This is a genomic window from Micropruina sp. (assembly GCF_047602085.1).
Taxonomy (GTDB): domain Bacteria; phylum Actinomycetota; class Actinomycetes; order Propionibacteriales; family Propionibacteriaceae; genus Micropruina.
The window spans coordinates 21,088-47,796 of record NZ_JASGID010000002.1 but is presented as its reverse complement, the minus strand read 5'-3'; the positions used below and the strand labels follow the sequence as shown (position 1 = coordinate 47,796).

The window sequence follows — 26,709 nt, the reverse complement described above, 5'->3', positions numbered from 1 at the left end:
ACCGGTAGGGACACACCAGTGAACCAAAGAGAACCGTCCCCAGTGGTTCGTTCACCCGTCCGGCCCGTTGGCTGAGCGGGTAGAAGCCCTTTCACCGCGGCATGCCCGAGGTCTCGACGAGCGCGACCAGCGAGAATCGGCGTCTTTGTCAGGCCTTTCGGCGCCGGCTCGGGGCGACGGTCTCCTCAGTCGTTAGACGACCCGCGTCGCCGCCGGACGAACTCGCGCCGCGCGTACTGCCCCAGGGCGTAGGTGAAGTACCCGTCGGCCGCCGCGCCCACGCCGCCGCCGATCAGCGGAATGCGCTTGGCCACCTGCACCACCGCATGCTTGCCGGCCATCTTGGTGCCCAGGTCGCCGAAGACCCGCTCGCTGATCTGCCGGTCGAGCGCGGGGTCGAACACCGGGGCGGTGGCCACCAGGAACGGCCGGCCGGGCAGTTTGCTGGCCGCCACCTGCTTGCGCACCTCGTCCTCGCCGAGCATGGCCAGGGTGAGCGCCACCCGCACCCGCCGGTCGTCCACGTCGTAACCGCGCAGGTGCACGATCGCGGCGATCATCCGCATCTGCACCACCGCCAGGCCGGCCAGGTTCGCCGGCAGCGCGACCGGCAGTGTGAGCAGCCCGCCCAGGTTGGTCAAGAAGCCCTGGGCCCCGGCCAGGCTGACGTGCTGCCTGACCAGCGCGTCGACGGCCGCCTCATGCTCGCCGCGGGTCTGTAACGTGCGGGCTGCCGCACTCTTGGCGCCGGGAATACTGCCGCGGCCCTCGATGGCGAACTCCAGAATGCTGCGCAGCACGCCACCGGCCACTTCGGGCGCGCGCTGCACGAGGCCCTTGCTCGGCTCCGGCGGGGTGGTCATCTGATGGTGCCTCCTGGCTGACTGCGACCGTTCCAATCTACTCACCGCCGGGCGACGCAGCATCGGGGTCGCCCCTGGCCGACCCTGCCTGTTAGGGAGAGCACGCCGTTCGAGGTCTCGCCAAGCTCGACCACCGGGCGGTGGCACAATCGTGCAATGAGTCGTCCCGGCATCTTCGGCCCTGCGCGCGATTGGCCCGCGCAGGATCTGATCGGCCTGTCGGACGAGATCGACCCCGATCTGGTGGTGCTCGCCTACCGCTGTGGCGTGTTCCCGATGCCGTTGCACAACTCGTGGTTCCCGGCCCGGATGGGCTGGTGGTCGCCGATGCGGCGCGGGGTGCTGCTGCCGGACGGAATGCGGGTCACCCGCTCGCTGCGCAAGGCCGCTCACCACTACACCACCACCGTCGATGCCGCCTTCGAGCAGGTGCTGGTCGGCTGTGCCGACCCGGCCCGTCCGCACGGCTGGATCGACGACGACATCGTCGGCGTGTTCACCGAGCTGCACCGGCGCGGCGTGGTGCACAGCATCGAGACCTGGACCCCCGACGGCCGGCTGGCCGGCGGTCTGTACGGGGTGTCGATCGGTGGCCTGTTCGCGGGGGAGTCGATGTTTCACGACGCGGCGATCGGACGCGACGCGTCCAAGGTGGCGCTGCTGCGGCTGGTGGCGGCGCTGACCGGCGACGAGGTGCCCGACCGGATCATCGACGTGCAGTGGCGCACCGATCACCTGGGCACCCTGGGTGCGATCGAGATCGACCGCGACGAATACCTCTCGGTGCTCGACGAGACCCTGGCGCTGCCCACCCCCGACTGGGCCGCAGAGGCGAGCCAGGGGCCCCGCGTTGCCTGAACTGCCCGAGGTCGAGGCGCTGCGGTCGTTTTTGCAGCAGCGTTTGGTCGGTGCCACCATCGCCCGCACCGAGCTGGTGGCGTTCAGCGCCCTGAAGACCTTTCAGGTGCCGCTGGCGGCCCTGCATGGTGCCGAGGTCACGCAGGTGCGCCGCTACGGCAAATTCATCGCCATTGACGGCGGCGGCACCTGGCTGGTGTTTCACCTGGCCAGGGCGGGGTGGCTGACCTGGAAGGACGCCATGCCGGCCAAGCCGGCCCGGCCCGGTCGTGGCCCGTTGTCGCTGCGGGTGGTGCTGGCCGACGACTCCGGCTTCGACCTCACCGAGATGGGCACCCAGCGCAAGCTGGCGGTGTACGTGGTGGGCGACCCGTCCGAGGTCGCGATGCTGAGCACCCTGGGGCCTGATCCGCTGGCCGATAGCTTTGACTCCGACGCGCTGGCCGCCATTCTGGCCCGGGCCGGACGAGCCCAGCTCAAAGGGGTGCTGCGCGACCAGCGGGTGATCGCCGGCATCGGCAACGCCTACAGCGACGAGATTCTGCACGCCGCGAAACTGAGCCCGTTCAAGCCGTCCAATGCGTTGTCGCACGACGAGCAGCAGCGGTTGTTCGAGGCGATCAAGCACGAGCTGGGCGACGCGATCGAGCGTTCGGTCGGACGCGCCGCGAAAGAACTCAAGGGCGAGAAGAAGATCGGCCTGCGGGTGCACGGCCGCACCGGTGAGCCGTGCGGCGTGTGTGGCACCACGATCGCCGAGGTGAGCTTCGCCGATTCGTCGCTGCAGTACTGCCCCGGTTGCCAGACCGGTGGCAAGCCGCTGGCCGACCGCCGGATGTCTCGGCTACTGAAGTAGCCGATCGATCTCAACGGGCCGGGCCTGGTCGGGTGAACGCGCCCAGACCGGACGGGTTTCACGTGCAACAGTGGTGCTGCCGACTCACCAGTTGAGGGCGTCCAGGTCGGCGATCAGGGCGGGCACGCTGCGGTCGCCGAAGTGCCGAATGCCGAGCAGCCGGTGGTGTAGCCCGAGCACGAGCCGGCGCTCGCCGAGGTCGTCCGGGATCGGCCATTCGTGCTCGTACGCCTCCCAGAACTCCGGTGGGAACGGGTTCCGGCTGGGGCCGAGCATGTGCACCAGGTCGAGTTCCCGATCGGCGAACGACACCTCGGGGTCGATCACCCAGCGGCCCGCGACGGTGTTGCCGGTCCACAGATCGCCGTGGGTCAGCGACGGCACCGGACGGCTCGGCAGCCTCGCCTGCACCGCCCCGTCACAGGCCCGTTGCAGCCGCCGGGCCAGCTCGCGCGGAACCGACGGATCGTCCAGATGGGTGCGGACGCGGTGCTCGGCGAAGAAGCTCGGCCAGTCCTCCGACCAGGCATTGGGTTGCAGGAACCGTCCGGCCCGGTTGTCCTGGTGCCAGCCGTAGCGGGGACCGGTGCAGCGGTGCATCCGGGCGATCGTGGTGCCCATCGCCGCCCAGTCCGGAGTGCCGTCCAGATACTCCAGCACCAACCGAGCCCCGGACGCCGCCAGGACGTCCGGCGTCGGCACCCCGGCCGTCCGCAACGCCGCCAGCCCGTCGGCCTCACCCGCCGCCGGATAGGGACAGTCCTTGACCACCACCCGGCGTCCGTCGGTCAGGGTCGCCAACCGGGTACTGCCCACCCAGCCGCCGCCCAACGGTTCCAGCGACACCGGCTCCGGCAACTCCGCCGGCCAGCCGTCCAGCAGGTTCGTCGCGGCGTCCATCGCCGCACCGTAGCGCAGGCGTGCTCGGTGGTTGCTTGGAACCGTCGAGGAGACTGTGCCCGAGGCGTCCCCAGGATGAGAGTGAAGAGCCATGAAAGCGTTCCGAATGATGGTCGTCACCGGGCTCGTGCTGGTGGTCGGCGGCGCGATCGCGCTCTATGCGGGCGGGCTGTGGGCCGACGAGAACGGCACGGCTGGCATCCCCGCCCTGTGGCTGATCCCGCTCGCCGGACTCGCCCTCGCCGCGGTCGGCGTGTCCGGGCGAACTCGGCAGACTCGCCGGCCTGCCCCGCCCGTCAAATAGCGACCGATTCGGCAGGCGTCTCGCCTGCTCAGGCACAGCGGCCCTGAAATCGGTCGCTATCTGACGAGCGCCCCACGAACCGGGCGCTTCCGTCCCCGATAACATGATGATCTCGACCAGACGCATCCACTGGGGTGTGGCGCGGCACGGCCGATAGTCTCAGCCCTGCTGTCTACCCCGAGGAGCCCCCGATGCCGAACGCGCTGGTCGCCAAGGCCCGCGCGATCCTCGATCAGAAGTGGACCAGCGACGCGCGCCTGGGTTTGGTGCTGATGGTCGCCGCCACCCTGGTCACCATCGTGGTCGCGTTCATGGGGCCGTCCGCGGTGGCGTTGCGGCTCGGTCCGCGCAGCAGCCTGATGCCGCCCTGGTACCTGCCGGGCGGCATCGTCTCGCTCAACGAGTGGGTCGCGGTGCTGGGCCTGTGGCTGGCGATCGCGACCGGCTCGGTCGGGCTGTGGATCTGTTACCGCGCGGTGGACGCCGGCTGGCGGCCGAACGTGCACCGGCTGTTCGTGCTGGGCGCCGCGCTGTGCACCGTCACCTCACTGGTCCCACCGCTGACTTCGGCCGACGTGCTGATGTATGCCGCCTACGGACGCCTGATGGTGCTGGGCTGGAACCCCTACGACATCACCCCGGCCAACATCATCCGGCAGGAGTACGACCCGGTGATGCGCTGGGTCGAGGCGCCCTGGCAGGACACGCCGTCGGTGTACGGCCCGATCGCCTCGTTCAGCCAGTGGCTGGCCGCCACCCTGGGCGGCGAGAGCATGCACCAGGTGGTGTTCTGGCTGCAGATGTTTGCCCTGATCCCGTTTCTGGTCGTCGGGCTGATCACGGTCAAGATGGCGCACGGCGACCCGGCCTTCCAGACCCGGGCGGTGCTGTTCACCGTGCTCAACCCGATCATGATCTGGTCGATCTGCGCCCAGGCGCACAACGAGCCGCTGACCTTGATGTTCGCGGTCGCCGGGTTCTGGTTCATGCGCCGCAACGCCTGGCTGGCCGGCTTGGGCATCGGCTTGGCCGGCTGCGTGAAGGTGTCGCTGGTCTACTACGGCATAGCCATGGTGTGGGGCTATCGGCACCAACCGCGCAAGCTGGTGCAGTTGTGTGTGGCCGCTGCCGCCACCATCGGCCTGGGCTACGGGCTGTTCGCGCCGCAGGCGCTGTTCGCCGCGGCCCGCAACACCAGCTACGTGTCTGCCGGTTCGTGGACCGAGTGGCTGCACGCGCTGGGTCAGCTCACCATAGGCGACGCCGCCTCGCGCCGGGTGATGAGCACCCTGGGCATGATCGGGCTGTTCGCCATCGGCTGGATGCTCAGCCGGGTGTTGCCCTGGGTGACGGCTCCCGGAGCCCTGCCCGGCACCGACCCGCGTCGCGACCCGCTGACCATCACGGTGCGCACCGCAGCCCTGCTCACCGCGGCCTGGCTGATCACCTCGCCCTACACGCTCAGTTGGTACGACCTGATCACCTGGGTGCCGCTGTCGCTGATGGCGGCGAACCGGCTCGACGTGATCACCATGTGGCGCGGCACCTGGCTGTCGCTGGCCTACGTCGCCGGCCGGGTGATCGAGTTCGGCCCGGGCGTGGTGGTGGCCGGCTTCATCATGCGCGACATCCTGTGCACTGCGGCCCAGATCGGGGCCATCGTGTGGGTGATCTGGTGGTGGCGCAGCGAGGGCCGTGAGCTGCCCAGCATCCAGTTGTTGCGCGACGGCTGGCGCCGGTTCCGCGGACGCCCGGCGGCTGGCTGACCCCCCGGGCCGGTCGAGCCGGTCGGAGCCCGCTGGGTGCCGGTTGCACCGGGCGGGGCACGAAGACCCCCGACCACGGCGGATACCCCGCGCCGGGTGCGGTAGGGGGGGTGGCCGGTTCGCCGCACCCGGTCGGTGCAGCGGGGTGCCGGCGGCCTCGGCGTGGCGTCCGTAGACTGTGCCGGTGATCCCGACCCCCGAGCCCGGCCAGCGCAGTGCCGGACCGTCCCGGCTGGTCGTGGTCGGCGCCGCCGCAGGCATGGGCAGGTGGCTGTCTGACCACCTGTTCGCCGATCTGCCCTGGCAACAGGTGGTGTTGATCGACACCGCGCAGTCGGCCACGCTGCTGGCCGCAGCAGCGAGCGCGTACGGCGACACACCGGTGCGCGTCGGCACGCTCGCCGAGGTCACCGACGAGCTGGCCCGGCCCGGGTTCGTGATCTGCGTGGCCGTGCCCGACAGTGCCGCCCCGGGCGTGCTGGCCGAACTGGACGCCCTGGTGCAGCACGATGCGCCCATCGTTCTGGTCAGCGTCGGATTCGTCTGGGCCACGGACGTGCTGAGCGCCGTGCCCGGACGCACCGCCGTTGCCCTGCACCCGCTGCTCGACACCAGCGCGCACTCACTGGACGGCCAGACAGTTTGCGCCACCGAGGTGCGTGGCGCGGCCACCGGCTGGCTGGCCGGAGCGATCACCGGCCGGGGCGGCATCTACACCGTGCTGTCACCCGAGCAGCACGACCGCAGCATGACCTACGTGCTGGCGATGGCCCACCAGTCGCTGCTCGGCTTCGTCACCGCTGTCGCCGACAGCGGGCTCGACCTCACCGACGAGCTGTGGGCCACCCGCACCCCGCTGTTCGAGGCGCTACTGGGGCTGGCCGTCAGCGTGCTCGAAGAGAACCAGGAAGTGACGCTGACCCATATTCAGGCCAGCCTGCGCGGCGAGCAGGCGGCCGCCGAATTGGCCGCCGCGGCTGAGTCGGTCAGTGCCGCGGTCGCGAACCGCGAGGCACTGCCGGCCCGGGTGTCCGCCACCCGCGAGGTGTTCACCGGTGCCCTGTTCGACACCGTGCGCAACACCGCGACCGCCACGCTGAGCGCCGGCCAGTCCAAGCGGGCAACGCTCGCCCGGGTGCGCCGGCTGGGCGGACTGGTCGGGCTGCACCCGAGCGGACGTCCGGACAAGCTACGGGTCGGACGGCTGGTCGAGCTCACACCGGTGCACCTGGTGCTGGAGGAGCTGCTGGTGGGCCCCAAGGGCGCCGCCGCTCTGCTGCACGGCCCTGGCGTGCGCAACGCCGCCCGGCTGGGCCGGCGCGCCGGCGTGGTGCGCACCCGGTTCGGCATCGGCCACGTCGAGGTGCTCTCGGATGCCGAGCTCGAGGTGGCCCTCGACGTCTGGTTGGCGCACGTGCGCCGCGACATCCGTTTTCTGGTGCCCGAATCGGTGGCCGGTGACGGTGTCGCGTCGGTGGTGCGTGAGCAGCGGGGTGTGGGTGCCGCGCAGTTGGTCAGTGAGGCGGTGCGCACCGGGCAGCGGGCGGTGGTGATCCGCACCGGCATCCGCGCCGACCTCGACCTCGACCAGACCATCGAGAGCCTGCGCCGGGCGGTCGAGGTGGCCTACGCCTGGCCGCACGGGGTGTCGCGGCCGGCCCGTGGGCGGCGGGCGCAATTGCGTTACCTGGGCCCACCCGGCAGCTTCAGCGAGTATGCCGCCCGGCAGTTCGCCGTCGGACTCACCGGCGCCGGCGAGGCCGACGTGCAGATCGAGCCGACCGATTCGTTCGACGAGGTGATCGACCACACCCGCGGCGGCGGGCTCGGGGTGCTGCCGATCACCAGCTCGGCCTCGGGCCTGGTCAGCCGTGCGGTGCGGGCGCTGCTCGGCTCTGACGCCGAACTGATCGCCGGCGGTGTGGTCGACGTCGCGGTGCGCTTCGACGCCTATGCGGCGGCCCCGGTGTCGCTGGCCGAATTGCGTGGCGCGCCGGTGTTCAGCCATCCGCAGGCGCTGGCCCAGTGTGCGAGCTTCGTCGCCCGCTGGGGGCTCGACCCGCAACCCTGCGCATCCACCACCGACGCGCTGCGGCGGCTGCGCCAACGGGACGCTCCGGCGATCGCGATCGCGTCGTCAGGGGCCGAGGGCGATCACCCGTTCGTGCACGTGGTCGAGCGCGAGATCGACGACCTGTCGGGCTCGATCACCCGGTTTCTGATCGTCGGCCGGCCGGATGCCTTCGCCGACCACCGCGACGGCTCCGACCCCACGCTGCGGCGCATCGTGCTGGCACCCTCGGTGGCGGCGATCGCCCACCTGGTGGGTCGCGGGGCCGGCTTCGACGAGTTGCTCACCGACGCCGACGGCCAGTGCCTATGGGTGAGCAGCCAGGCGATCAGCGCGCTTCCCGACGGCGTGCGTGACCTGGGTTCGGTGCCCTGGTCGCCCCGCACGCCGGTGGTGCGGCCGACCCCCGGCTAGGGAACCGCGGATCTTTCGCTGGTCGAGCGTGTCGAGACCCCGCTTTTTGTGCTCTCACTAGGGGTTTCGGCAAGACTTAACCAGCGGTGGGCGCGTTGCTCGGCACTTCCTGAGAATCCGCCGTTGACGAAATACCGATTGTTGCCTTCGTTGCGGAGCGTGGGCGATTCAGTTGGGCACGATCACGGTCAACGCCTGGGGCACCACGGTGGCCCGCATTCGGCTGCACTGGCCGGCGGCGTCGCCGTCCAACTGGTACTCGACCGGTTCGGTGCATTCGATCAGCACCGTGCGGCCCTGCCCGCGGTCGATCTCGGAGGCCTCGGGCAGCGGCAGGATCACGCTGGTGGTGATCCGCAGCCAGTCGGCCACGTTGCTGGGGGAGGCTACGAACAGGTCGAGCAGCCCGTCGTCGAACCGGGCATCGGGCAGCAATTGCACGTTGCCCTGCAACTGGCCGACGTTGCCCACCATCACCAGGCCGGCGTGCCGTTCGATCGGCTCGTCGTCGTCGAGCCGCACCGTCACGTCGAACGACGGCAGGTTGGCGGCGTCGCCGGCAGCCATCACGTAGGCGGCCGGGCCGATCACCTTCTTCAGAGCGTCGTCGGTGCCGCTCATGATGCGGGCGTCGAGCCCCATGCCGGCCATCACCGCGATGTGCTCGGGTTCGGCGTCGTCGACCACCACCTCGACCAGGTCGATGGTGGTCGGCCGGCCCTGAAAGATCACGGTGAGCGCCTGCGATTCGTCCAGCGGTATCGACAGGTTGCGGGCCAGCAGGTTGCCGGTGCCCGACGGCACCAGCCCCAGCGGAATGCCGGTGCCCGACAACTCCGAGCAGACGACTCGTACGGTGCCGTCGCCGCCGGCCACCAGCACCAGGTCGGCTTTGGCCTCGATCGCCGCGCGGGTCATGCCGCGTCCGGGGTCGTCGGCCGAGGTCTCCAGAAACATCGGTGTGGCGCCGTTCTGCCGGCATTCGTACTCGACGTGGCGCCGGAACGCGGCCCAGTCGGGAATCTTGGTCGGGTTCACCACGATCGCGCAGCGGCGCCGTTGCTTCGTCGCCAGTGCCGCGGCCCGGGTGGGTCGCTCGGGCCGCATCCGCACACGGGCCACCGCCACCGAGACGCTGGCGCTGAAGCCGCCCCACAGCAGGCCGCCGACCAGGTCGGTGATCCAGTGTGCGTGCAGCAGCCACCGGTCGAGCCCGATCACCACGATCAGCACGATGCCCAGCCAGCGGGTGACTTCGATCAACTGCCGCGGCTGCCGAGTGGTGGTGGTGGCGGCGATCGCGATCACGGCCCCGGTGGCAGCCGCCACCAGATGCCCGGACGGGTAGGCGTAGCCCTGGTTGGTGATCAGTTCGGGCACCGAGCCCGGCGGGCGTTCCCGCGCAAAGAGCTGCCGCAGCAGTTCGTGGCCGCCCCAGCCCACCGCCACCGCCGACACGACCGCGACGGTGAGATTGCGCAGCCGCCGCCGATACGCCCACGCCGCCACGCCCAGCAGCCCGCCGTAGACCACGACCGGGTGAAAAGTGACCGCGACCGCCGCGGCGATCTGAATGGCGGGGTTCTGCCACTGTGCGGGCGGGGCCTGCAGGGCGTCCAGGCCCTGCAGCGCACCGGTGAAGGTGAGCCACGTCCACAAGGCGAAGCCGAGCGCGAAGCCGATCGTCGCGCGGGGCGCGAGTCCGAGCCGGCTGAAACCCATGGGACATTCTGGCACCCCTTGAGTCGGGCGGTTCGCAGTCGCAGCCCACGGTCAGGAGCACGTGCCGATCAGGGCGACCGGCAGCGGTTGAGTTCGAACCCTCCCTGGGCTGCCTGGCCGGGTGTTCGTTCGGCACCGGATCGGGCAACCACTGATTTCGCTGGCAGCCTTGTCGAGACCTAGCTGATACCGCCCTGGTGAGGGGTTTCGACACGCTCAACCGGCGGGGGCTGGGTTTGAGCGGACGGCGGCGGCGGGACGGCCCACGCTCAGGCGGCCGGCGCTGGGTTCCGGCGGGTGCCCGATAGGCTGGACGGATGATCGATCCGAAGTTGCTGCGCACCGACCCCGACGCCCTGCGTGCCGCGCAGGAGGCGCGCGGCGAGTCGTCCGAACTGGTCGATCAACTGGTGACAGCAGACGAGCGGCGCCGGTCGTCGATCGCGAGTTTCGAGACTCTGCGGGCCGAACAGAAGAGCATCGGCAAAGAGGTGGCGCGCGCCACGGGCGACGACAAGGCTCGGCTGATCGCCCGTACCCGCGAGCTCTCGGCCGCGGTCAAGGCCGCCGAAGCGTCCGCCGCCGAGGCCGGGGCTCGGTTCGACGAGCTGATGCTGGCAATGCCCAACCCGGTGTTCGCCGACGTGCCTCTCGGCGGCGAAGACGACTTCGTGGTGGTCGAGAGCCACGGCACCCCGCGCGATTTCGCGGCCGAGGGGTTCACCCCGCGCGACCACCTCGAACTGGGTGAGATGCTCGGCGCCATCGACATGGCCCGGGGGGCCAAGGTGTCGGGGGCCCGGTTCTATTTTCTCACCGGGCAGGGGGCGCTGCTCGAACTGGCCCTGGTCAATCTGGCCATGGCCAAGGCCACCGAGTGGGGCTTCACGCCGATTCTGCCGCCCGCGTTGGTGAAGCCGTCGGCGATGGAGGGCACCGGCTTTCTCGGTCAGGCGGCCCAAGACGTGTACCACCTGCCGGCCGACGACCTGTACCTGGTCGGCACCTCAGAGGTGGCCCTGGCCGCCTTTCACAGCGACGAGATTCTGGACGCCGCCAGCCTTCCCCGGCTCTACGCCGGCTTCTCACCTTGCTACCGCCGCGAGGCCGGCAGCTACGGCAAAGACACCCGCGGCATCTTCCGCGTGCACTGGTTCGACAAGGTCGAGATGTTCGTTTACTGCCGTCCCGATGAGGCCGACGCCTTGCATCGCAAGCTGCTCGCCTTCGAGAAGGACTTCATCGCCGCGCTCGAGCTGCCCTTCCAGGTGCTCGAGGTGGCCGCCGGAGACCTGGGTCTTTCGGCGGCCCGCAAGTACGACTGCTATGGCTGGATCCCCACCCAGGGCAGGTACCGCGAGATCACGTCCACCTCGAACTGCACCACGTTCCAGGCCCGCCGGCTGAACATCCGGATGCGCTCCGAGGCCGGCACCGAGCCGCTGGCCACGCTCAACGGCACCCTGTGCGCGATGACCCGGATGATCATTCTGCTGCTCGAGAACCACCAGCAGCCGGACGGCTCGGTGCGCGTTCCGGCCGCCCTGCGCCCCTATCTGGGTGGCCGGGAGTCGCTCACCCCGGTGAACTGACGAAGCGCTGACTTTCGTTGGTCGAGCGGGTCGAGACCCCAGGAACTCCGTTGCGGGAGGGGGTTTCGACAAGCTCAACCAGCGAAGAATCAGCAGCATCCAGCCCACGAGTCAGCGGGCGAGCACGTGCGCGGTGACCGCGGCCTGCTGGCGGCACAACCCGAGTTCGCGCCGGTACAGAAACAGCGGCACCGCGCAGATCGGGCCCAGCACCAACACCGAGACCAGGTGGGCCCACAGCGAGCTGACCTGGCGCTGCCAGCCCTCCCAGCCGATGAACGCCAGTGCCGCTCCGGTGAGCAGCAGGGTCTCGGTGCTGCCCCACGGCTGGGTACGCGACACGAAGTCGCCGAGATAATTGCGTTCGGTCGGCAGCGCGGCGATCACGAAGTACCAGTTCCCGATCAGGCCGACGACGGCGGCGGCAAGGTAGGCGGGCGCGAGCAGGCGCGGTCGATCGTGCATGGGGGAGAAAAACCTTTCGTGGCGTCGTTGCCGTCGTCCAGCATGCACCCACCCGACCTCGAACTCCACCACCTGACCAGGAAACTCCACCACCTGACCAGGATCAGTGGCCTCGGTTTGCCGCGGCGCCGAGCATCCTGACAGGCTGGCATAGACATGGTGACGAAAGAGCCCGACTGGCGCCCGCGACTGGTTGCCCTCGACATCGACGGCACACTGCTCGACCACGAGAACCGGCTCCCGCAGTCGGTGATCGACGCGGTGGGTGCCGTGGTGGCGGCCGGCGTTCCGGTGGCGCTCAGCACCGGACGCCCTTGGGACGGCTCCCGGCCGTTGGTCGAGGCGCTCCGCCTGCCGCCCGGGCAGCATGTGTTGTCGAACGGCGCGGTGCGGGTCAGCTACCCGCCGCTGGACGTGCTCGAGCAGATTACCTTCGACCCATCCGAGGTGATCACCCGGGTACTTGCCGAACACCCCGAGGCCACCTTGGCGGTCGAGATGATCGGCCGCGGGTTCAAGGTAAACCGTCCGTTTCCCGAGGGTGAGCTGGCCGGTGAGATGGTCATCGTCGGCATTGACGAGTTGATCGCCGAACCGGTCACCCGGGTGGTGGTGCGCGACGCCAATGCCTCCGAGCAGGACTTCATCAGGCTCGCCCACCGGGTCGGCATGGAGGGGGTCAGCTACTTCATCGGCTTCACCGCCTGGCTCGACATCGCCCCAGAGGGTATCGACAAGGCGTTCGGCCTGGCTGCGCTGTGCGCCGACCTGGGCATCGATGCCGCGGACGTGCTGGCGCTGGGCGACGGCCGCAACGACATCGAGATGCTGCGCTGGGCCGGACGCGGCGTGGCGCTGGGCGACGCCCCCGCCGAGGTGCGCGCGGCTGCCGATCATGTCACCGACCGGTTCGCCGACGGCGGTACGGTGCGTGAGCTGCGGCGCTGGTTTCCGGGCTGAGCGCGGCCGGCCGGTTCAGGCTGAATCACCATTGGGTCGGCGTGCCGAGAGCCCGTAGGAACTGCTGATCAACGCAACCGCCGCTGGTTCAGCTCGCCGAACTCCGACGACCTGTACGCCCAGCCGTTGCACCCCTACACGATCGCGCTGATGTCGGCGATCCCGATCCCCGACCCCGAGGTCGAAGATCGCCGCGAACGCATTCTGCTGCGTGGCGACCTGCCCAGCCCGGCCAATCCGCCGTCCGGCTGCCGCTTTCACACCCGCTGCCCCTACCGGCAGCCGACTCGCTGCGATACCGAGGTGCCCGAACTGCGGGTAATCGAGGGGCACCCCGGTCACCGGGTGTCGTGCCACTGGGCCGAAGACATCGTGGACGGCCGGGTGCAGCCGGCGTCCGCGCTGGTGGTGGAGGCGCCGATCGAGGCTGCGGCGTCCGGCGCCTGACCACACCGCATGTTCCCTGGTGGCGGTCAGGCGACCCGGCGCTCCCGGGAACGATGCTGACGGACGATCGCGGCGAAGGCGGCCAGCACCCGTTCGAGGGTCGGCTTGCCGATCGCCAGGCGCACCTCGGCCGGGCTGTTGCGGGCTCGGCGCAGGTGCCGCTTCACGGTCGACAGCGAACAGCCCAGCCGCATGGCGAGCACCTCGAGGCTCTCGTGCGGGTTGGCCTGGCGCAGCCGGACCACCTCGTCATGGTTGAGTTGGCGGTTGCCGCGCACCACACCGGCCAGCGAGTCGAAGTCGTCGGCCTCGACCTGAACGCCCAGGGCGGTGCGCAGTTGCGCGCGCTGGGACTGGGTGGTGCCGGCCACGAAGCCGGCCACGTCGTGGTTCACTACGGCGTCGTACAGGCACGAGCTGAACAGCGGGCAGTCGGCGCACACGGCCGCGGCCCGCGCGCTGAGCAGTGCCGTCTGACGCTGGGTGTCGGCGCTCTGACGCGCCTTGGCCGAGTCCTCCAGCAGTTCGTGCTGAAACAGGGCCGTGTGGTCGATGCAGGCCGCGCGGTTCGTGCAGGTGGTGGGCATGTCGTTCTCACTTCCGTGACTGATCCTCTGGGGGCTTTGACGCGAGGGGTCACGATTCGGTTGCAAGGGTCATCCGGAGCCGGCCTGCATAGGGGCGCTGGTGCACCCGGTCTGATCAACTCCGTCGGCCGGAGACCCTCGGGGGTGGGTCGGTACCGAGCCAACTAGATGCGACGCTACCCTGAGCGCCACTATGTATTCCAGGGGAGCACTACCCATGCAGGCATTCCACGCGGAGCCGGACTGGTTGACCACGATGGCCGACGGAACGGTGAAACAGCTCAACCCTTTCTCAGGCACCGAGGTGTGGACGGTGGCGGGCCGGGGCAATCGTCCGCTTGGCGTGACCCTGCCCGACCCGGTGCCACTCGACCCCGCCCAGCACGGCCGGCACTGCGCGTTCTGCGAGCAGCGCTACTTGGAGACGCCCCCCGAGAAGTCGCGCCTGGTGCGGCACGCCGACGGCACCCGCGAGGTTCGCTACGGCACCACCGCCGAGGATCTGTTCGCCACCGTTGCCGAGTTTCGCCGGGTGCCCAACCTGTTCGAGATTCTCAGCTACCAGTACTGGAACGCCAACTACGGCTACACGCTGCCGCCCCGAGTGGCCGCCCGTAAGGCCGCCTACGTGGAGTCGGCACTGGGCCGGGAGCACATTCTCGGCGTGGTGCGCACCAAATTGCTGGCCGGCGGGCGCACGCAGCACCAGGTGGACGCGCTGACCGAGGACGAGCAGGTCGATGTTGCGTCCGGCTTCTTCGGTGGCGGGCACGATGTGATCATCGGCCGCCGGCACTACGTCGACGGGGCCACCGACAACACCCAACTGGCGGGGTCGGGCACGATGACGCCCGACGAGCACGGGGCGTTCCTGGCGTTCACCGTCGAGTCGATCCAGGCACTGCTCAACCTGAATCGGTACGCCCGTTACGTGGTGGTGTTCCAGAATTGGCTGCGCCCCGCCGGGGCGTCCTTCGACCACCTGCACAAGCAACTCGTCGCCGTCGACGAACGCGGCGTGCAGGCTGAGCGGGCAGTGGCGCGGCTGCGGCAGAACCCCAACGTTTTCAACGAAGACGCAGTGAACTACGCCGGCTACAAGAATCTGGTGTTGGCCGAGAGTGACCATGCGATCGCCTTCGCCGGCTTCGGCCACCGCTTTCCTTCGCTCGAGATCTACTCCAAGAGTGCGCAGTGCGACCCGTGGGAACAGTCGCCGGACGAGCTGCGCGGCATGTCAGACCTGGTGCACGCGCTGCATGCCGCCACCGGGGTCGCCGTGCCGAGCAACGAGGAGTGGCACTATCGACCGGTCGACGTCGACGTGGCGATGCCGTGGCGGATCGTGCTCAAGTGGCGCATCTCGACGCTGGCCGGCTTCGAGGGAGCCACCAAGATCTACCTCAACACCCTCGACCCGTGGGCGCTGCGCGACCGGCTGGTGCCACGGCTGCTCGAACTGCGCGACGAGGGCCGGATCAGCCCCGACCTGCGCATCGGCAACGAGGCCGAGTGTCGTCCCAACTCGTTGCGGTACCACTGTGGCTAGGGAAGTACTGATCCATGCGCCCACCGCTGTTTCAGCGTGTCGAAACCCCTAGTGAGAGCACTTCGTTCGAGGCCTCGACACGCTCGACCAGCGTTTCCCCAACAGAATTCGGGTCGAGTTCGGCACAACCTCAGAGGCGCTGCGCCGGCCGCGATTTCACCCTCAGCCACTGGTGGTCTGTTGCTCACGCCAGGGTGAGCCGCCCGGGGTGGGGGCACAATGGGACCGCACCCGATGAAAGGGCACGCATGTCGACACCACAGTGGCAAAGCCTTCCGGTGCCGCCGAACTCGGGCGGCACCGGCTGGGCGAATTTCTCGGCCGACCCACGTGACGAGCGCTACCAGCAGTTGCGGGCCTCGGACGCCGACCGTGGCAATGCGGCGGCGATGCTGGCCGACGCCTACGCCGATGGGCGTCTCGACAAGGACGAATACGATCAACGACTGAACCAGGCGATGAGTTCGAAGATTCTGGGCGAACTGGTGCCGGTGCTGAACGACATCACCCTCGACCGGCGCGAGCCGGACGTCGCTGGGTACGCCCCCGTGGCGGCGCCCACGCGGGGACGCCGCGGGCGGAGCCGCTCGTTTCCGCGGTGGTGGATCAGCATGGCCGTGATGTTCAACGTGATCTGGCTGATGTCGGTGCTGGGCGCCGGTCACTTCGTCTACTACTGGCCGATGTGGCCGATGCTGGGCACCGCCGTTCCGATGATCATGGGCCTGATCAACGGCAACCAGCGTGGTGAAGATCGTCGTCGTGCGCAGTTGCCGCCCTCGGCGCACGACGATCTGCGCTGAGCCGCTGGGCGAGGCCTTCTTCGAAGGTTGAACTCGTCGCGACCCGTTGGCTGGTCGTGACGGACGATTCGCCGGGTGTGGTCTATGCCCCCGCAGAGCGGGCCGCGGCGGTCGCTTCGCCCGGGTGGGTGGCTCGTTGCTGCGCTGGATTCGGCTTGAGAGGGCACCGCACCCCGTCGCGGGGTTCCCGGCCCGTGACCTCGACGCGGTACTCGCGCGGCGATCCTGGGTGATGGCCGGTTCACGTCGGGCCCAGTCACCGTGGTGCCGAGACCTCGCGGGGCATCGACGGGCCCACGTGGTGCGTTCAGGCCGACTGGCCGAGTTCCTTGGTGCCCACCCGCACCCGGTTGCCGTCGGGGTCGGTGACCTCGAAGTCGCGCGCCCACGGGTGCTGCTCGACGGTGACGCCGAAGGCCCGGGCGATCTCGTCCACGTTCGGCACCCAGACGAAGACCAGCGACGGCCCACTAGATGAGTAAGTCCAAGGTCGGTGTGGCGTCTGGGGGTTGAAGGGGAGGGTGTCGCAGAGTCGGTGTTGCTAACCCATGTCAAGCTCTGGAGGCTTTGATGGACACCGATCTGGACACCCTCGCGATTGCACTCTACGTGACTGCTGATGATCTGTTGAAGGCTCATCCCGAACAGGTTCCGCAACGGCCTGAGGTCGGGTTCGTTGAGCGGATCAGTGATGCTGAGCTGATCGTGTTGGCGGTGATGCAGGCGTTCCTGGGTTACACCTCGGAGGCCCGCTGGTTGCGGTACGCCCACCGGCATCTGAGGCCGATGTTTCCGTATCTGCCGCGTCAGTCCGGCTACAACAAACGGTTGCGGAAGCTGAACGGCACCATGGCGTGGCTCGCTGCCGAGCTGGCCCGACATGTGCCGGTCGCGAGTGATGATGTGTGGGTGGTGGACTCCACCCCGGTGGAGTGTGGCCGGTCTCGGGAGACCGCGAAACGCTCTGACTTGGCCGGATGGGCCGAGTACGGCTATTGCGCGTCCCATTCCCGTTACTTTTGGGGGCTCAGGTTGCATCTGGTGTGCACCCTGCACGGATTGCCGTTGGCGTGGGCGTTGACCGGCGCGAAAGCCAACGAACGTGACGTGGTGGAGCACCTGCTCGATTCCACTGCGGCGTTGCAGGACCGGCCCACCCGGCGACGCCAGATCATCATCGCGGACAAGGGTTACAGCGGCCGCGAGTTCGAAACCGGACTGACCGAGGTCGGGATTGATCTGCTCCGCCCGGCCCGTAAAGGAGAGAAGCCCCGACCCGGCCAGCGGTTCTTCAAACCACTGCGCCAAATCATCGAATCGGTCAACGACACGTTGAAAGGCCAACTCGACCTCGAAGCCCACGGCGGACGCACCCCAGCCGGCGTCGCCGCCCGGGTCGCGCAACGCATCCTCGCCCTCACGACCGCCATCTGGCACAACCACCAAGCAAACTCCCTAGCCAGAAGAAACCTGGTCGCCTACGACCACTAACACCCCCTGGAATTAGTCATCTAGCATCTGCGACGTTCTCGCTGAGAAATATGTCGGCACCGTCGCGACGAATGCCCATGAAGCGGTGCGTGGTGCCGCCGCCGTAGCGGTGGGTGAAATCGTGCCGAAAGCCGATCTGCCGCCACCAGGCCAGCGACCGATCCACATCGGCGACCCGAAGGATCGGAACCACCTGAGTCATCTGAACCCCTCCCCGTGGGTCTTTGGCACCCCCCATGATGCCCCGGCGCCGCCCGCATCGGCCGAGACCCGCCGGAACCTGGCGCTGCACAACTCTCTGGGGGCTCGCAGAGTGGCTATTCGGCGAACGGTCGGGGTGGGACGGGAGACGCACAGCCAATCGACAGAATACGAACACCGGCGTAACGTTGACCGGCTATGCACGATTTCCCACCGCGGATCGACGCGTACACGCGCGCCGAGACCGCCCGGCCGGACACCCGCAGCCCAGCACGGTTTCTGCTGTGGACGCTGCGGGTGCAATTCGACGTGCTCATCGCCTTGTCGATCGCCGGGCTGGCGTGGTTTCTGCCCAGCGCGCTCAGCCCGTATCTGCTGGGCCGCACCATTGACGCGGGCATTCTGGTCGGCGACTGGGCAGCCACGCTGCTGTGGGCGGGACTGCTCGCTCTGGTGATTCTGGTCGGGGCCGCCAGCGGCATCGTGATGCACACCTTCGCCGTGCGCGGCTGGCTGATCTCGCTGTACGGCACCCAGAAGCTGGTCACCCGCAAGTCGGTGCAACTGGGTCACGTGCTCAACCGGCGCCTGCCCACCGGCGAAGTGCTGAGCATCTCGTCGTCAGACTCCGACATCTTCGGCGCCACCTTCGAGGTGGTGGCCCGGGCCATCGGTGCCCTGGGCGCATTCGCGGTGGTGGCCGCCCTGATGCTGAACACCTCAGGCCCGCTCGGCCTGGTGGTGCTGCTGGTCGCGCCCCTGCTGGTCGCCGCGGCGACGCCGGTGCTGCGTCCGTTGAACCGGGCGCAGACCGCCGAACGCACCCAGAACGGCGAGCTGACCTCGCAGGCCGCCGACATCGTGGCCGGGCTGCGCATTCTGCGCGGTATCGGCGGCGAGAAGACCTTCGGCGACAACTACGCGGCGCAGTCGCAGCGAGTGCGCCGGCTGGGCGTCACCGCGGGCACCTGGCAGGCCGTCGTCGAGACCCTGTCGGTGCTGTTGTCGGGGCTGCTGCTGGTGATCCTGGTCTGGCTGGGTACCCACGAGATGATGGCCGGACGGCTCACCCTTGGCCAGTTGATCAGCTTTGTCGGCTACGCGATCTTCATGGTGTGGCCGCTGCAGACCATGTTCGAAGTGGCGCAGAAATGGGTGCGCGGCCTGGTCTCGGCGCGCAAGACGGTGGCACTGCTGAGCGCTGAACTGCCGTGGCTCGACGGTAGCCGCGAAGTGTCGCCGCGCCCGCGACTGCTCGACGAACGCTCGGGCGTCACCGTCGAGCCGGGCGAGTTTCTCGTCGTGGTGAGCGCCGATCCGGACGAGTCGGCGGCGCTCGCCGACCGGTTGGGTCGTTACCTGCCCGCCGGTGCCGGCCTGGGCAACGACGAGTCCGACGAGGAGCTGAAGGGCCGGGCGGCGCGGCTGGCGCGCGCCGAGAAGGAACGCCGCCGGGCCGAGGTGGCGCGGCAGGACGCCGAGACCGCCGCAGCCCCCTGGGGCGTCAGCGCCGACGGCCTCGACTACCAGCACTACCGCATCGGCTCGTTGCGCGAGCGGGTGCTGGTCAGCGACGCCGGCAGCCAACTGTTCGCCGGCACCTTTCAGCAGGCGGTCGACCCGCTCGGCGGGCACAGCCGGGAGCAGGCCGAGCAGGCGTTGTGGTCGGCCGCTGCCGACGAGGTCTTCGAGTCGCTGCCGGACGGCTGGGCGAGCCGGGTGGACGAGAAGGGCCGCGGGCTGTCGGGCGGGCAGCGGCAACGGGTGGTGCTGGCCCGGGCGTTGCTGGCCGACCCCGAGGTGCTGGTGTTGGTCGAGCCGACGTCCGCCGTCGACGCGCACACCGAAGAGGCGATCGCCGTTCGCCTGGCCGAGCACCGACGGGGCCGCACCACCGTGGTGATGACCGGCTCGCCACTGCTGGTGCACCGGGCCGACCGGGTGGCCTTTCTCGCCGACGGACGGCAGGTGGCCACCGGCACCCACGACCAGCTCATCCGCGAAGACGCGGACTACCGAGCGGTGATCAACCGGGGAATGGAGGGCGAGGATGACCACTGATCAGTTGACCCTGTCGGCCTCCACCTGGTCGGAGGAGCCGAACCGCGTCGAGCTGCCGTCCGAACTGGCGCACCCCAGGCCCGGGTTCGCCGGCCTCGGCGAGCGGTTTCGCACCCGTCGGGCTCGCGCGGAGGCGTTCTTTGCGGGGTCGCGCAACCCCGAACGCGGGCTGCCGGTGGCGCACAACGCGACGGCGTTCGCATTCATCGGGTCGCTGCTGTCGACCCGGCGCCGTCTGCTGAGCGCCGTGGTGGTGTTCAACGTGCTGGCGGCCACGGCGGGCCTGATCGTGCCGCGCCTGCTGGGCGACTTGGTCGACGAGGTGGCGGCCGGCGACACCCCACTGGCTGCGGTCGATGCGATCGTTCTCGGCGTCGCCGGCGTGGTGGTGGCGCAGGGGTTGCTGACGTTCGCGGCCCGCCGGGCATCGGCCGTCTTCGGCTACGACCTACTGGCGGCCGCGCGCGAGGCGATCGTGCGCACCGTGCTGCGGCTGCCGCTGGGCCGGGTCGAGTCGGCCAGCTCGGGCGACCTGCTCACCCGGATCACCTCAGATGTGTCAAAGATGAGCGAGTCGGTGCGCTGGGCGTTCCCGCAGTTGGTGATGTCACTGGTGGTGACCGGCCTGACCATCGTGGCGATGGTGCTGAACTCGTGGTTCCTGGCGCTGCCGCTGGTGGTGTCGATCACCGTGCTGGTCACCGTGACCCGGGTGTACCTGCGCCGGGCCATGCCCGGCTACATCACCGAGTCGGGCACCTACTCGCAGATCAACTCGACCATGACCGAAACCGTCGAGGGGGCCCGCACGGTCGAGGCGCTGGGACTTCAGGACCGCCGCATCGAGATCGGCGAGAGCGACATCGAGGCGTCGAACCAGGCCGAGCGCTACACCATGACGTTGCGCAACCTGCTGTTCATCTTTCTCGACGCCAGCTACCAGTTGCCGCTGGTGGCCGTGGTCGTGCTGGGCACCTGGGGGTATGCCAACAACTGGGTGACGATCGGGCAGATCACCACGGCCGCGATCTACGTGCAGCAACTGGTCGAGCCGCTTGATCGGCTGATCGAGGTGGCCGACCGGTTGCAGATCGGCCTGGCCGCCACCACCCGTCTGCTGGGCATCGCCGAGGTGCCGCAAGACCGGACGCCCGGCACGGCCCGTCCGATCGACAATCATCTGGCGGGACGCGACCTGCGGTTCGCCTATCGCGCCGGCCGCGACGTGCTGCACGGCGTCGACCTCGACCTGCGACCGGGGGAGCGGCTGGCGGTGGTGGGGCCGTCCGGGTCGGGCAAGTCGACGCTGGGCCGGCTTTTGGCCGGCATCAACGGCCCCCGCACCGGTTCGGTGTTGGTGGGCGAGGTGGAACTGATGGCGCTGCCGCTGGACGTGCTGCGCACCGAGGTGGCTTTGGTCACCCAAGAGCATCACGTGTTCGTGGGCACCGTGCGCGACAACATCGTGCTGGCCCGCGACCAGCAACTCACCCCCGAGCAGGGTGATGCCGCGGTGCTGAACGCGTTGCGCGCCGTGGATGCGCTCGACTGGGTGCTGCGGCTGCCGCAGGGGCTCGACACCATGCTGGGCCACGGCCGCACCGAGCTGACCCCGGCCCAGGCGCAGCAGGTCGCCCTGGCTCGGCTGGTGGTGGCCGACCCGCACACCCTGGTGCTCGACGAGGCGACCTCGCTGATCGACCCGCGCACGGCCCGGCACCTGGAGGGGTCGATGGCCGCCCTGCTCGAGGGGCGCACCGTTGTGGCGATCGCGCACCGGCTGCACACCGCGCACGATGCCGACCGGATCGCCGTGGTGATCGACGGCCGGATCGCCGAGTTGGGCTCGCACGCCGAACTGCTCGACGCGGGCGGTGAGTATGCACGGCTGTGGCACACCTGGCGGTCGTGATCGCGCCGAGCGGTTCCGCCTACCTACGGAACCTCGTGAGAGAACACTGATTTTCGTTGGCCGAGCTTGTCGAGACCTTTGATATTCGGCTGTGGCAGGGGTTTCGGCAGGCTCAACCAGCGGTGGGTGCGTGGAGCGGCACTTCCTTCAGGCCCAGGTCAGCAGTAGCTTGCCGACGGCGTCGCCCGAGCCCAGGTGCTCGTGGGCGGCGGCCACGCTCGCGGCAGGAAACCGGGTCTCTTGGGCCGGCTTGATCGCGCCCGAGGCGAACAGCGGCCAGATGGTGTGCACCACCTCGGCGCAGATGGCCGCCTTCTGCTCTGCCGGACGGCCGCGCAGGCTGGTCGCGGTCACCAACCCCCGCTTGGCCAGCAGCCGGCCCAGATCGAGAGTGCCCTTGCGGCCGCCCTGCAGCCCGATCACCACCAGCCGTCCGTCGTCGGCCAGGGCGTCGGTGTTGGCGTCGAGGTACTTGGCGCCGATCACGTCGAGAATCACGTCGGCGCCGTGGCCCGCGGTGGCGACGAGCAGTGCCCCCAACCAGTCGTCGTGGTAGTCGAAGGCGGCCTCGGCACCGAGCCGGCGGCACAGCGCCAGCTTGTCGGTGCTGCCCGCGGTGGCGAACACCCGTGCCCCCAGCGCCGCCGCGTACTGAATCGCGAAGCTGCCGATGCCGCCGGTTCCGCCGTGCACCAGAAACGTCTCGCCGCCGGCCAGCGCCACCCGGGTCAGGTTGGATGCCACCGTCGCAGCCACCTCGATCAGCCCGGCGGCGGAGACCAGATCGATGCCCTGCGGCGGCCGGACGACCTGGCCGGCGGGCACCGCGACCAGTTCGGCATACCCGCCGCCGGCCAGCAGTGCCACGCACTCGTCGCCGACCCGCCAACCCTCGACGTCGGGGCCGAGGCCGGCGATCCGTCCGGAGACCTCGAGCCCGATGATCTCGGAGGCTCCCGGCGGCGCCGGGTAGAAGCCCTGCCGCTGCAGCAGATCGGCCCGGTTGACACCCGAGGCCAGCACGGCGATCAGCACCTCGCCGGGGCCGGGAGCCGGGTCGGGAACGTCCGTCAATTGCAGCACCTGTGGGCCGCCGAAGCCGTCAGTCACGATCGCGCGCATGCCCCCAGCCTGGCACGCCACCGGCGGCGGCGCTGGTGTCTGGCAGCTCGACCAACGAATCGGGGTCACCTGCGGGCGTCCGTACCCACTAGCATGTGACCTCGGGCGAGGTCGCATAGTGGACTAGTGCAGCCGCCTTGAAAGCGGCCGAGCGGAAACGCTCCGTGGGTTCGAATCCCACCCTCGCCGCGTGTCGTCCCGCGTTCATGTGCTCACCCCGCCGTTGCCCCTGCGTGCCTTCGGGGTCGCAGCCCTGCTCGCGGTGGCCGGGGCCGCGCTGACCGTGACGAGTTCTGCGGCCCGGCTGCCGACGGTGTTGACGGTGATGGGGTGGATTCTGCTGGCCGGTGCCGTGGCGCTGTGTGTCGTGGCCGCCAACTCGTGGCGGCGCATGCGGGTGCGGGTCGAACTGAGCGACGACGGTTACGTCATCGACGGCCCGGACGCCCACGAGCAGGGTCGTTGGGCTGACGTCACCAAGGTGACCCAGACGCCCACCACGTTGGTGATTCACCACGGGCCCGAACACCGGGTGCGGCTGGTCAGCCGGCGCGGTGTCACCGCCGAACTGATCCACCTCACCGGCGACCTGGCCCGCCGGCTCGATGCGAACCGGGGCTACAGCACGCAGCTTTGAGCGCTCAGCCCTTCACCGGGTGGTAGGCGCACGAGTCGCTGAGGTCGTCGGACGCGCTCGACGCGGTGCTCGACTTGGTCGGCTTCGGGCTGGCTGAATCGCTCGGCGAGGCGGACGGGTCGGCGCTGCTGGTCTTGCTGCTGGCAGCCTTGTCGGCCTCCTTCAGCGCCTTCTGCACCTTGCGCTGGACGGACGGCCAGGGCGGGTCGGCGCTCACCCAGCCGGCAACACCGGGCTGGAACACCACGCTGTGCAGGTTGGTGTTCTTCACCTTCAGCGCCAGGTCGATCATGGCCGGCAGCTTGCTGCGCGGAATATCGGTCGAGATGGTCTTGGCGCCGGCCGAGGCGATCTTCTCGAAGTTCGCCAGCACGACCTCGGGCTTGGCCTGCTGCACCACCGCGTTGATCACGCAGCGCTGGCGCTCCATGCGGCTGTAGTCGGAGCCTTTCACGTGGTAGCGGCCACGGGCGTACCACAGCGCGTAGCGGCCGTTCATGTGCTGGTTGGGGCCCGGTTCGATCCATTCTTTGGGCGGAATGTTCTCCGACGTCTTGCCGCCCATCGGGATGCGGTAGTTCACGTTGAGGGTAATGCCACCCAGGGCGTTGATGAACGACTTGAAGCCGTCCATGTTGATGATCACGTAGTAGTCGAGCTTGCCCAGCCCGAGTGCTTCGCCGACACCGATCTTCATCACCTCGGCGCCCACGTTCTTCACGTTGTCGCCCAGCGCACCCTTGGCCAGATGCGGCGGAATGTTGTTGTACATGGCGTTCAAGAAGTACTCGGCGTTGGCGCCGCTGACCCCGTCGTAGAAGCCGTTGGGGTAGAGCTTGTGCAGCGGGGAGCCTTCGGGGAACGGAATGCGCGCGGTCTGTCGGGGCAGTGAGAACAGTGTGGTGGCGCCGGTGTTGGTGTTGATCGAGGCAACCATCACCGTGTCGGCGCGCAGGCCCAGTGAGGGGTCGCGGTTGGTTCCGGAGTCGCCGCCGATCACCAGCACGTTGATCCTGTCTCGGCCGGCCCAGGGGTCGGCGGACGCCGTGGCATCGGGAGCCGCGGAGCCGGTGGCCATGGGGTCGGTGTCGTCGCCGAAGATCGTCCCCAGTGCCTCGGCAGCCGATCTCGAGTACTCGGCGCCGACCGTGAGCGGGGTGGCGACGGCCAGCGACAACACACCGACCAGCATGCCGCCCAGCGCCCGCTGGGTGCGCGACGGGCTGAGCGGGCGCAGCGCGAGGTGCGTGGTCGTGATGACGCCTACCCACACCACGGCGAGCACGAGCAGGCCGATGGCGATGCCGTTGAGCACGTCCACGTTGGAGAACAGGGTGGTGATGCGGTCGCGTCCGCCCGTGGCCAGGTAGGCGGCGGTCAGCAGGATCGCGGCGAAGACGCCCATCACGGCCGCGCCGGACGCCTTGCGTCCGGCATGCCACAGGCCCAGCCCGGGGATCAGGGTGCCGAGTGCCGTCCACAGCACGGCCCAACGGAACCGTCCGTGCGCGGTGGCCCGTCGTGGTACCTCAGCGGAGTCGGCGGGCAGGGCGTCGTCCGCCGGGTCGGGCAGCACGCGCTTAGGTTCGGACATGTAGTTCCTTGGGTTCGTTCGAGACACGCCGATTGTAGTAGTTGACTCCACTGGCCCCGGCATCTGCCTAGGGGCGCACTCGAGGGTTGCTGCGCGACCCCGCTTTGCCGGGGTCGCGCAGCCTCTAGTACGCTCGGTGATTGGCCGAGGAGGTGTCGCCTAGTCCGGTCTATGGCGCCCGCCTGCTAAGCGGGTTTGGGTTTATCGCCCATCGCGAGTTCAAATCTCGCCACCTCCGCCATGACAAGGGGAAACGCTCCTCCCGCGGGTCTGCGGGAGGAGCGACATGAAAGCGCCGATTGTCGCTGGTCGAGACGTCGGGTATGTGGTGCGGCCGCCGAATCGCCGCATGGTCCGGGCCGCCGAGGGAGCCGCCGAGTTCGACATTGTCGCTCCGGCGCCAGCCTTCTCTAGGCTTTGTGACGGAGGTGGCCTTGATGAGTACGGAATCTGCTGGTCACAGATCGGGCTGGATGGTCGTGACGGCCGCCGGGCTCGCTATCGCCCTGCTGGGTGGGGCTGCCGGTGCCATAGTTGCGTCGCGACTGAACCCGGCGTCCGGCACGTCGTGTGACACGGTGCGGGTGGCCGAGACTGTGCTGCCGTCGGTGGTGACGGTCTTCGCCACGGCTGCCAACGGTCAGGGCGGCACCGGTAGCGGCGCGATCACTACCGCCGATGGTGTAATCGTCACCAACGACCATGTCATTCACGCGGCGGTCGCGGGCGGCACCATCGAGGTGCTGATGAACAGCGGTGAAAAGGTGCCGGCCACCCTGGTGGGAACCGACCCGATCACCGACCTGGCGGTGCTGCACATTGCCAAGACCGGGCTGCCGGAGTTGCCTCTGGATGCCGCCAATACCGTCGTGGTCGGCCAGCCCGTGGTGGCACTGGGTGCCCCGTTGGGGCTGTCGGGCACGGTCACGTCGGGCATCATCAGCGCCCTCGACCGCAACGTTCCGGTGCCTACCGGCGCCGGCGGCACCACGATTCTGACGGGCGCGCTCCAGACAGACACCTCGATCAACCCGGGCAACTCCGGCGGGCCGCTGGTCACCTGCGACGGCCGGCTGATCGGCGTCAACACTGCCGGTGCGGCCGTGCCGAACGCCAACGGTGAGGCCAGCGGGGGTAGCGTCGGCCTCAACTTCGCCGTCTCGGCGCCCACCGCCAGCCGGATCGCGTCCCAGATTCTCGCCGACGGACGCGCCACGCACCCGTGGATCGGTGCCCAGATCGCCGAGATCACCCCCACCACGGCGGCCCGGTTCGGGGTTCGGCAGGGGCTCTTCGTGCAGCAGGTCGTGAAGGATGGCCCGGCCGCTCGTGCCGGGCTGCAAGCCGGTGACGTGCTCGTCACCATCGGGGGCAAACCGGCTACCGGACTGTCACTGGCCTGGCTGCTGGTCAGCGCGAGCGTGGGCGATCAGGTTGAGGTCGAGTACCTGCGTGGCAGCGAGTTGTCGCGGGCGACCTTGACCCTGATCGAGCAGCCCTGACGCAGGCGCTGATCGACGTGACGCCCTGGTGC

General features: G+C 69.3%; 24 protein-coding genes and 2 tRNA genes. 17 read left to right on the top strand and 9 right to left on the bottom strand.

The window, feature by feature from the left end:
* Positions 1–185: 185 nt before the first annotated feature.
* The gene (locus QM721_RS01055; RefSeq protein ID WP_415118102.1) at positions 186–863 is read right to left on the bottom strand and encodes an EcsC family protein; all 678 of its coding nucleotides are present in this window, start codon (positions 861–863) and stop codon (positions 186–188) included.
* 156 nt (positions 864–1,019) lie between these two features.
* Between QM721_RS01055 and aat the strand changes: the two genes are divergently transcribed.
* On the top strand, positions 1,020–1,721 hold the full coding sequence (aat, locus tag QM721_RS01050; RefSeq protein WP_415118100.1) for a leucyl/phenylalanyl-tRNA--protein transferase: 702 nt from the start codon (positions 1,020–1,022) through the stop codon (positions 1,719–1,721).
* Positions 1,714–2,577: an Fpg/Nei family DNA glycosylase gene (locus QM721_RS01045; RefSeq protein WP_415118098.1), complete on the top strand. Its 864-nt coding sequence runs from the start codon at positions 1,714–1,716 to the stop codon at positions 2,575–2,577. Before aat ends, QM721_RS01045 begins: the two co-directional genes overlap by 8 nt.
* 84 nt (positions 2,578–2,661) lie before the next feature.
* On the opposite strand, the gene QM721_RS01040 is transcribed toward QM721_RS01045, so the two are convergent.
* Positions 2,662–3,477: a fructosamine kinase family protein gene (locus tag QM721_RS01040; protein ID WP_415118096.1), complete on the bottom strand. Its 816-nt coding sequence runs from the start codon at positions 3,475–3,477 to the stop codon at positions 2,662–2,664.
* 91 nt (positions 3,478–3,568) lie between these two features.
* Between QM721_RS01040 and QM721_RS01035 the strand changes: the two genes are divergently transcribed.
* The 3 genes from QM721_RS01035 to QM721_RS01025 all read left to right on the top strand — a co-directional run bounded on the left by QM721_RS01035 (position 3,569) and on the right by QM721_RS01025 (position 8,032).
* The gene (locus tag QM721_RS01035; RefSeq protein WP_415118094.1) at positions 3,569–3,781 is read left to right on the top strand and encodes a hypothetical protein; all 213 of its coding nucleotides are present in this window, start codon (positions 3,569–3,571) and stop codon (positions 3,779–3,781) included.
* A 191-nt stretch (positions 3,782–3,972) separates the two neighbouring features.
* Positions 3,973–5,547 (top strand): polyprenol phosphomannose-dependent alpha 1,6 mannosyltransferase MptB, encoded by a 1,575-nt coding sequence (gene mptB, locus QM721_RS01030; protein ID WP_415118092.1) that lies wholly within the window; start codon positions 3,973–3,975, stop codon positions 5,545–5,547.
* 184 nt (positions 5,548–5,731) lie between these two features.
* The gene (locus QM721_RS01025) at positions 5,732–8,032 is read left to right on the top strand and encodes a prephenate dehydratase domain-containing protein (protein ID WP_415118090.1); all 2,301 of its coding nucleotides are present in this window, start codon (positions 5,732–5,734) and stop codon (positions 8,030–8,032) included.
* A gap of 168 nt (positions 8,033–8,200) precedes the next feature.
* Here the strand turns inward: QM721_RS01025 and QM721_RS01020 are convergent, their stop codons facing one another.
* Entirely contained in the window at positions 8,201–9,754 is a 1,554-nt protein-coding gene (locus tag QM721_RS01020; RefSeq protein WP_415118088.1) for a bifunctional phosphatase PAP2/diacylglycerol kinase family protein, read from the bottom strand.
* 317 nt (positions 9,755–10,071) lie between these two features.
* Here QM721_RS01020 and serS point away from each other — a divergent pair, with 317 nt between their 5' ends.
* Complete coding sequence (gene serS, locus QM721_RS01015; protein WP_415118086.1) at positions 10,072–11,346, top strand: serine--tRNA ligase; 1,275 nt, start codon at positions 10,072–10,074, stop codon at positions 11,344–11,346.
* A gap of 111 nt (positions 11,347–11,457) precedes the next feature.
* Here serS and QM721_RS01010 read toward each other — a convergent pair whose 3' ends face one another.
* On the bottom strand, positions 11,458–11,811 hold the full coding sequence (locus QM721_RS01010) for a DUF2834 domain-containing protein (protein WP_415118084.1): 354 nt from the start codon (positions 11,809–11,811) through the stop codon (positions 11,458–11,460).
* Positions 11,812–12,000: 189 nt separating this feature from the next.
* Here QM721_RS01010 and QM721_RS01005 point away from each other — a divergent pair, with 189 nt between their 5' ends.
* Both QM721_RS01005 and QM721_RS01000 read left to right on the top strand, forming a co-directional pair.
* Positions 12,001–12,771, top strand: a complete 771-nt coding sequence (locus QM721_RS01005) for an HAD family hydrolase (RefSeq protein WP_415120078.1) — start codon at positions 12,001–12,003, stop codon at positions 12,769–12,771.
* A gap of 24 nt (positions 12,772–12,795) precedes the next feature.
* Positions 12,796–13,218, top strand: a complete 423-nt coding sequence (locus QM721_RS01000) for an oligopeptide/dipeptide ABC transporter ATP-binding protein (protein ID WP_415120076.1) — start codon at positions 12,796–12,798, stop codon at positions 13,216–13,218.
* 26 nt (positions 13,219–13,244) lie between these two features.
* Here QM721_RS01000 and QM721_RS00995 read toward each other — a convergent pair whose 3' ends face one another.
* On the bottom strand, positions 13,245–13,805 hold the full coding sequence (locus tag QM721_RS00995) for a WhiB family transcriptional regulator (protein WP_415118082.1): 561 nt from the start codon (positions 13,803–13,805) through the stop codon (positions 13,245–13,247).
* Between the two features lie 217 nt (positions 13,806–14,022).
* Here QM721_RS00995 and QM721_RS00990 point away from each other — a divergent pair, with 217 nt between their 5' ends.
* Positions 14,023–15,354, top strand: coding sequence for a DUF4921 family protein (locus QM721_RS00990; protein WP_415118080.1), 1,332 nt, complete (start codon positions 14,023–14,025; stop codon positions 15,352–15,354).
* Between the two features lie 248 nt (positions 15,355–15,602).
* Positions 15,603–16,157, top strand: coding sequence for a DUF1707 SHOCT-like domain-containing protein (locus QM721_RS00985; protein ID WP_415118078.1), 555 nt, complete (start codon positions 15,603–15,605; stop codon positions 16,155–16,157).
* A 307-nt stretch (positions 16,158–16,464) separates the two neighbouring features.
* Here QM721_RS00985 and QM721_RS00980 read toward each other — a convergent pair whose 3' ends face one another.
* Positions 16,465–16,593, bottom strand: a complete 129-nt coding sequence (locus QM721_RS00980) for a hypothetical protein (protein WP_415118076.1) — start codon at positions 16,591–16,593, stop codon at positions 16,465–16,467.
* Positions 16,594–16,727: 134 nt separating this feature from the next.
* On the opposite strand from QM721_RS00980, the gene QM721_RS00975 reads away from it, so the two are divergent.
* A complete protein-coding gene (locus tag QM721_RS00975; protein WP_415118074.1) occupies positions 16,728–17,648 on the top strand; it encodes an IS982 family transposase in 921 nt (306 codons plus the stop codon).
* 16 nt (positions 17,649–17,664) lie between these two features.
* On the opposite strand, the gene QM721_RS00970 is transcribed toward QM721_RS00975, so the two are convergent.
* Positions 17,665–17,850, bottom strand: coding sequence for a glyoxalase superfamily protein (locus tag QM721_RS00970; protein WP_415118073.1), 186 nt, complete (start codon positions 17,848–17,850; stop codon positions 17,665–17,667).
* A gap of 197 nt (positions 17,851–18,047) precedes the next feature.
* Here QM721_RS00970 and QM721_RS00965 point away from each other — a divergent pair, with 197 nt between their 5' ends.
* The gene (locus QM721_RS00965) at positions 18,048–19,910 is read left to right on the top strand and encodes an ABC transporter transmembrane domain-containing protein (protein WP_415118072.1); all 1,863 of its coding nucleotides are present in this window, start codon (positions 18,048–18,050) and stop codon (positions 19,908–19,910) included.
* Entirely contained in the window at positions 19,900–21,822 is a 1,923-nt protein-coding gene (locus tag QM721_RS00960) for an ABC transporter ATP-binding protein (RefSeq protein ID WP_415118069.1), read from the top strand. Before QM721_RS00965 ends, QM721_RS00960 begins: the two co-directional genes overlap by 11 nt.
* 147 nt (positions 21,823–21,969) lie before the next feature.
* Here the strand turns inward: QM721_RS00960 and QM721_RS00955 are convergent, their stop codons facing one another.
* Complete coding sequence (locus QM721_RS00955) at positions 21,970–22,944, bottom strand: NAD(P)H-quinone oxidoreductase (protein ID WP_415118067.1); 975 nt, start codon at positions 22,942–22,944, stop codon at positions 21,970–21,972.
* 104 nt (positions 22,945–23,048) lie between these two features.
* On the opposite strand from QM721_RS00955, the gene QM721_RS00950 reads away from it, so the two are divergent.
* Positions 23,049–23,133 (top strand) — tRNA-Ser (locus QM721_RS00950).
* A 1-nt stretch (position 23,134) separates the two neighbouring features.
* Entirely contained in the window at positions 23,135–23,581 is a 447-nt protein-coding gene (locus tag QM721_RS00945; protein ID WP_415118065.1) for a YcxB family protein, read from the top strand.
* 4 nt (positions 23,582–23,585) lie between these two features.
* Here the strand turns inward: QM721_RS00945 and QM721_RS00940 are convergent, their stop codons facing one another.
* Positions 23,586–25,175, bottom strand: coding sequence for an LCP family protein (locus tag QM721_RS00940; RefSeq protein WP_415118063.1), 1,590 nt, complete (start codon positions 25,173–25,175; stop codon positions 23,586–23,588).
* 148 nt (positions 25,176–25,323) lie between these two features.
* Between QM721_RS00940 and QM721_RS00935 the strand changes: the two genes are divergently transcribed.
* Positions 25,324–25,416, top strand: a tRNA-Ser gene (locus tag QM721_RS00935).
* Positions 25,417–25,612: 196 nt separating this feature from the next.
* A complete protein-coding gene (locus tag QM721_RS00930; RefSeq protein ID WP_415118061.1) occupies positions 25,613–26,677 on the top strand; it encodes a S1C family serine protease in 1,065 nt (354 codons plus the stop codon).
* Positions 26,678–26,709: the final 32 nt, after the last annotated feature.

Excerpts from the sequence above, each read along its gene's own strand:
- QM721_RS00990 (WP_415118080.1), top strand. The coding sequence starts at position 14,023 with ATGCAGGCATTCCACGCGGAGCCGGACTGGTTGACCACGATGGCCGAC.
- QM721_RS00940 (WP_415118063.1), bottom strand. The coding sequence starts at position 25,175 with ATGTCCGAACCTAAGCGCGTGCTGCCCGACCCGGCGGACGACGCCCTG.
- QM721_RS01035 (WP_415118094.1), top strand. The coding sequence starts at position 3,569 with ATGAAAGCGTTCCGAATGATGGTCGTCACCGGGCTCGTGCTGGTGGTC.
- QM721_RS01010 (WP_415118084.1), bottom strand. The coding sequence starts at position 11,811 with ATGCACGATCGACCGCGCCTGCTCGCGCCCGCCTACCTTGCCGCCGCC.
- QM721_RS00960 (WP_415118069.1), top strand. The coding sequence starts at position 19,900 with ATGACCACTGATCAGTTGACCCTGTCGGCCTCCACCTGGTCGGAGGAG.
- QM721_RS01055 (WP_415118102.1), bottom strand. The coding sequence starts at position 863 with ATGACCACCCCGCCGGAGCCGAGCAAGGGCCTCGTGCAGCGCGCGCCC.
- QM721_RS00970 (WP_415118073.1), bottom strand. The coding sequence starts at position 17,850 with ATGACTCAGGTGGTTCCGATCCTTCGGGTCGCCGATGTGGATCGGTCG.
- QM721_RS00995 (WP_415118082.1), bottom strand. The coding sequence starts at position 13,805 with ATGCCCACCACCTGCACGAACCGCGCGGCCTGCATCGACCACACGGCC.
- serS (WP_415118086.1), top strand. The coding sequence starts at position 10,072 with ATGATCGATCCGAAGTTGCTGCGCACCGACCCCGACGCCCTGCGTGCC.
- QM721_RS00955 (WP_415118067.1), bottom strand. The coding sequence starts at position 22,944 with ATGCGCGCGATCGTGACTGACGGCTTCGGCGGCCCACAGGTGCTGCAA.
- QM721_RS01040 (WP_415118096.1), bottom strand. The coding sequence starts at position 3,477 with ATGGACGCCGCGACGAACCTGCTGGACGGCTGGCCGGCGGAGTTGCCG.
- aat (WP_415118100.1), top strand. The coding sequence starts at position 1,020 with ATGAGTCGTCCCGGCATCTTCGGCCCTGCGCGCGATTGGCCCGCGCAG.
- mptB (WP_415118092.1), top strand. The coding sequence starts at position 3,973 with ATGCCGAACGCGCTGGTCGCCAAGGCCCGCGCGATCCTCGATCAGAAG.
- QM721_RS01020 (WP_415118088.1), bottom strand. The coding sequence starts at position 9,754 with ATGGGTTTCAGCCGGCTCGGACTCGCGCCCCGCGCGACGATCGGCTTC.
- QM721_RS00985 (WP_415118078.1), top strand. The coding sequence starts at position 15,603 with ATGTCGACACCACAGTGGCAAAGCCTTCCGGTGCCGCCGAACTCGGGC.
- QM721_RS00930 (WP_415118061.1), top strand. The coding sequence starts at position 25,613 with ATGAGTACGGAATCTGCTGGTCACAGATCGGGCTGGATGGTCGTGACG.
- QM721_RS00965 (WP_415118072.1), top strand. The coding sequence starts at position 18,048 with ATGCACGATTTCCCACCGCGGATCGACGCGTACACGCGCGCCGAGACC.
- QM721_RS00975 (WP_415118074.1), top strand. The coding sequence starts at position 16,728 with ATGGACACCGATCTGGACACCCTCGCGATTGCACTCTACGTGACTGCT.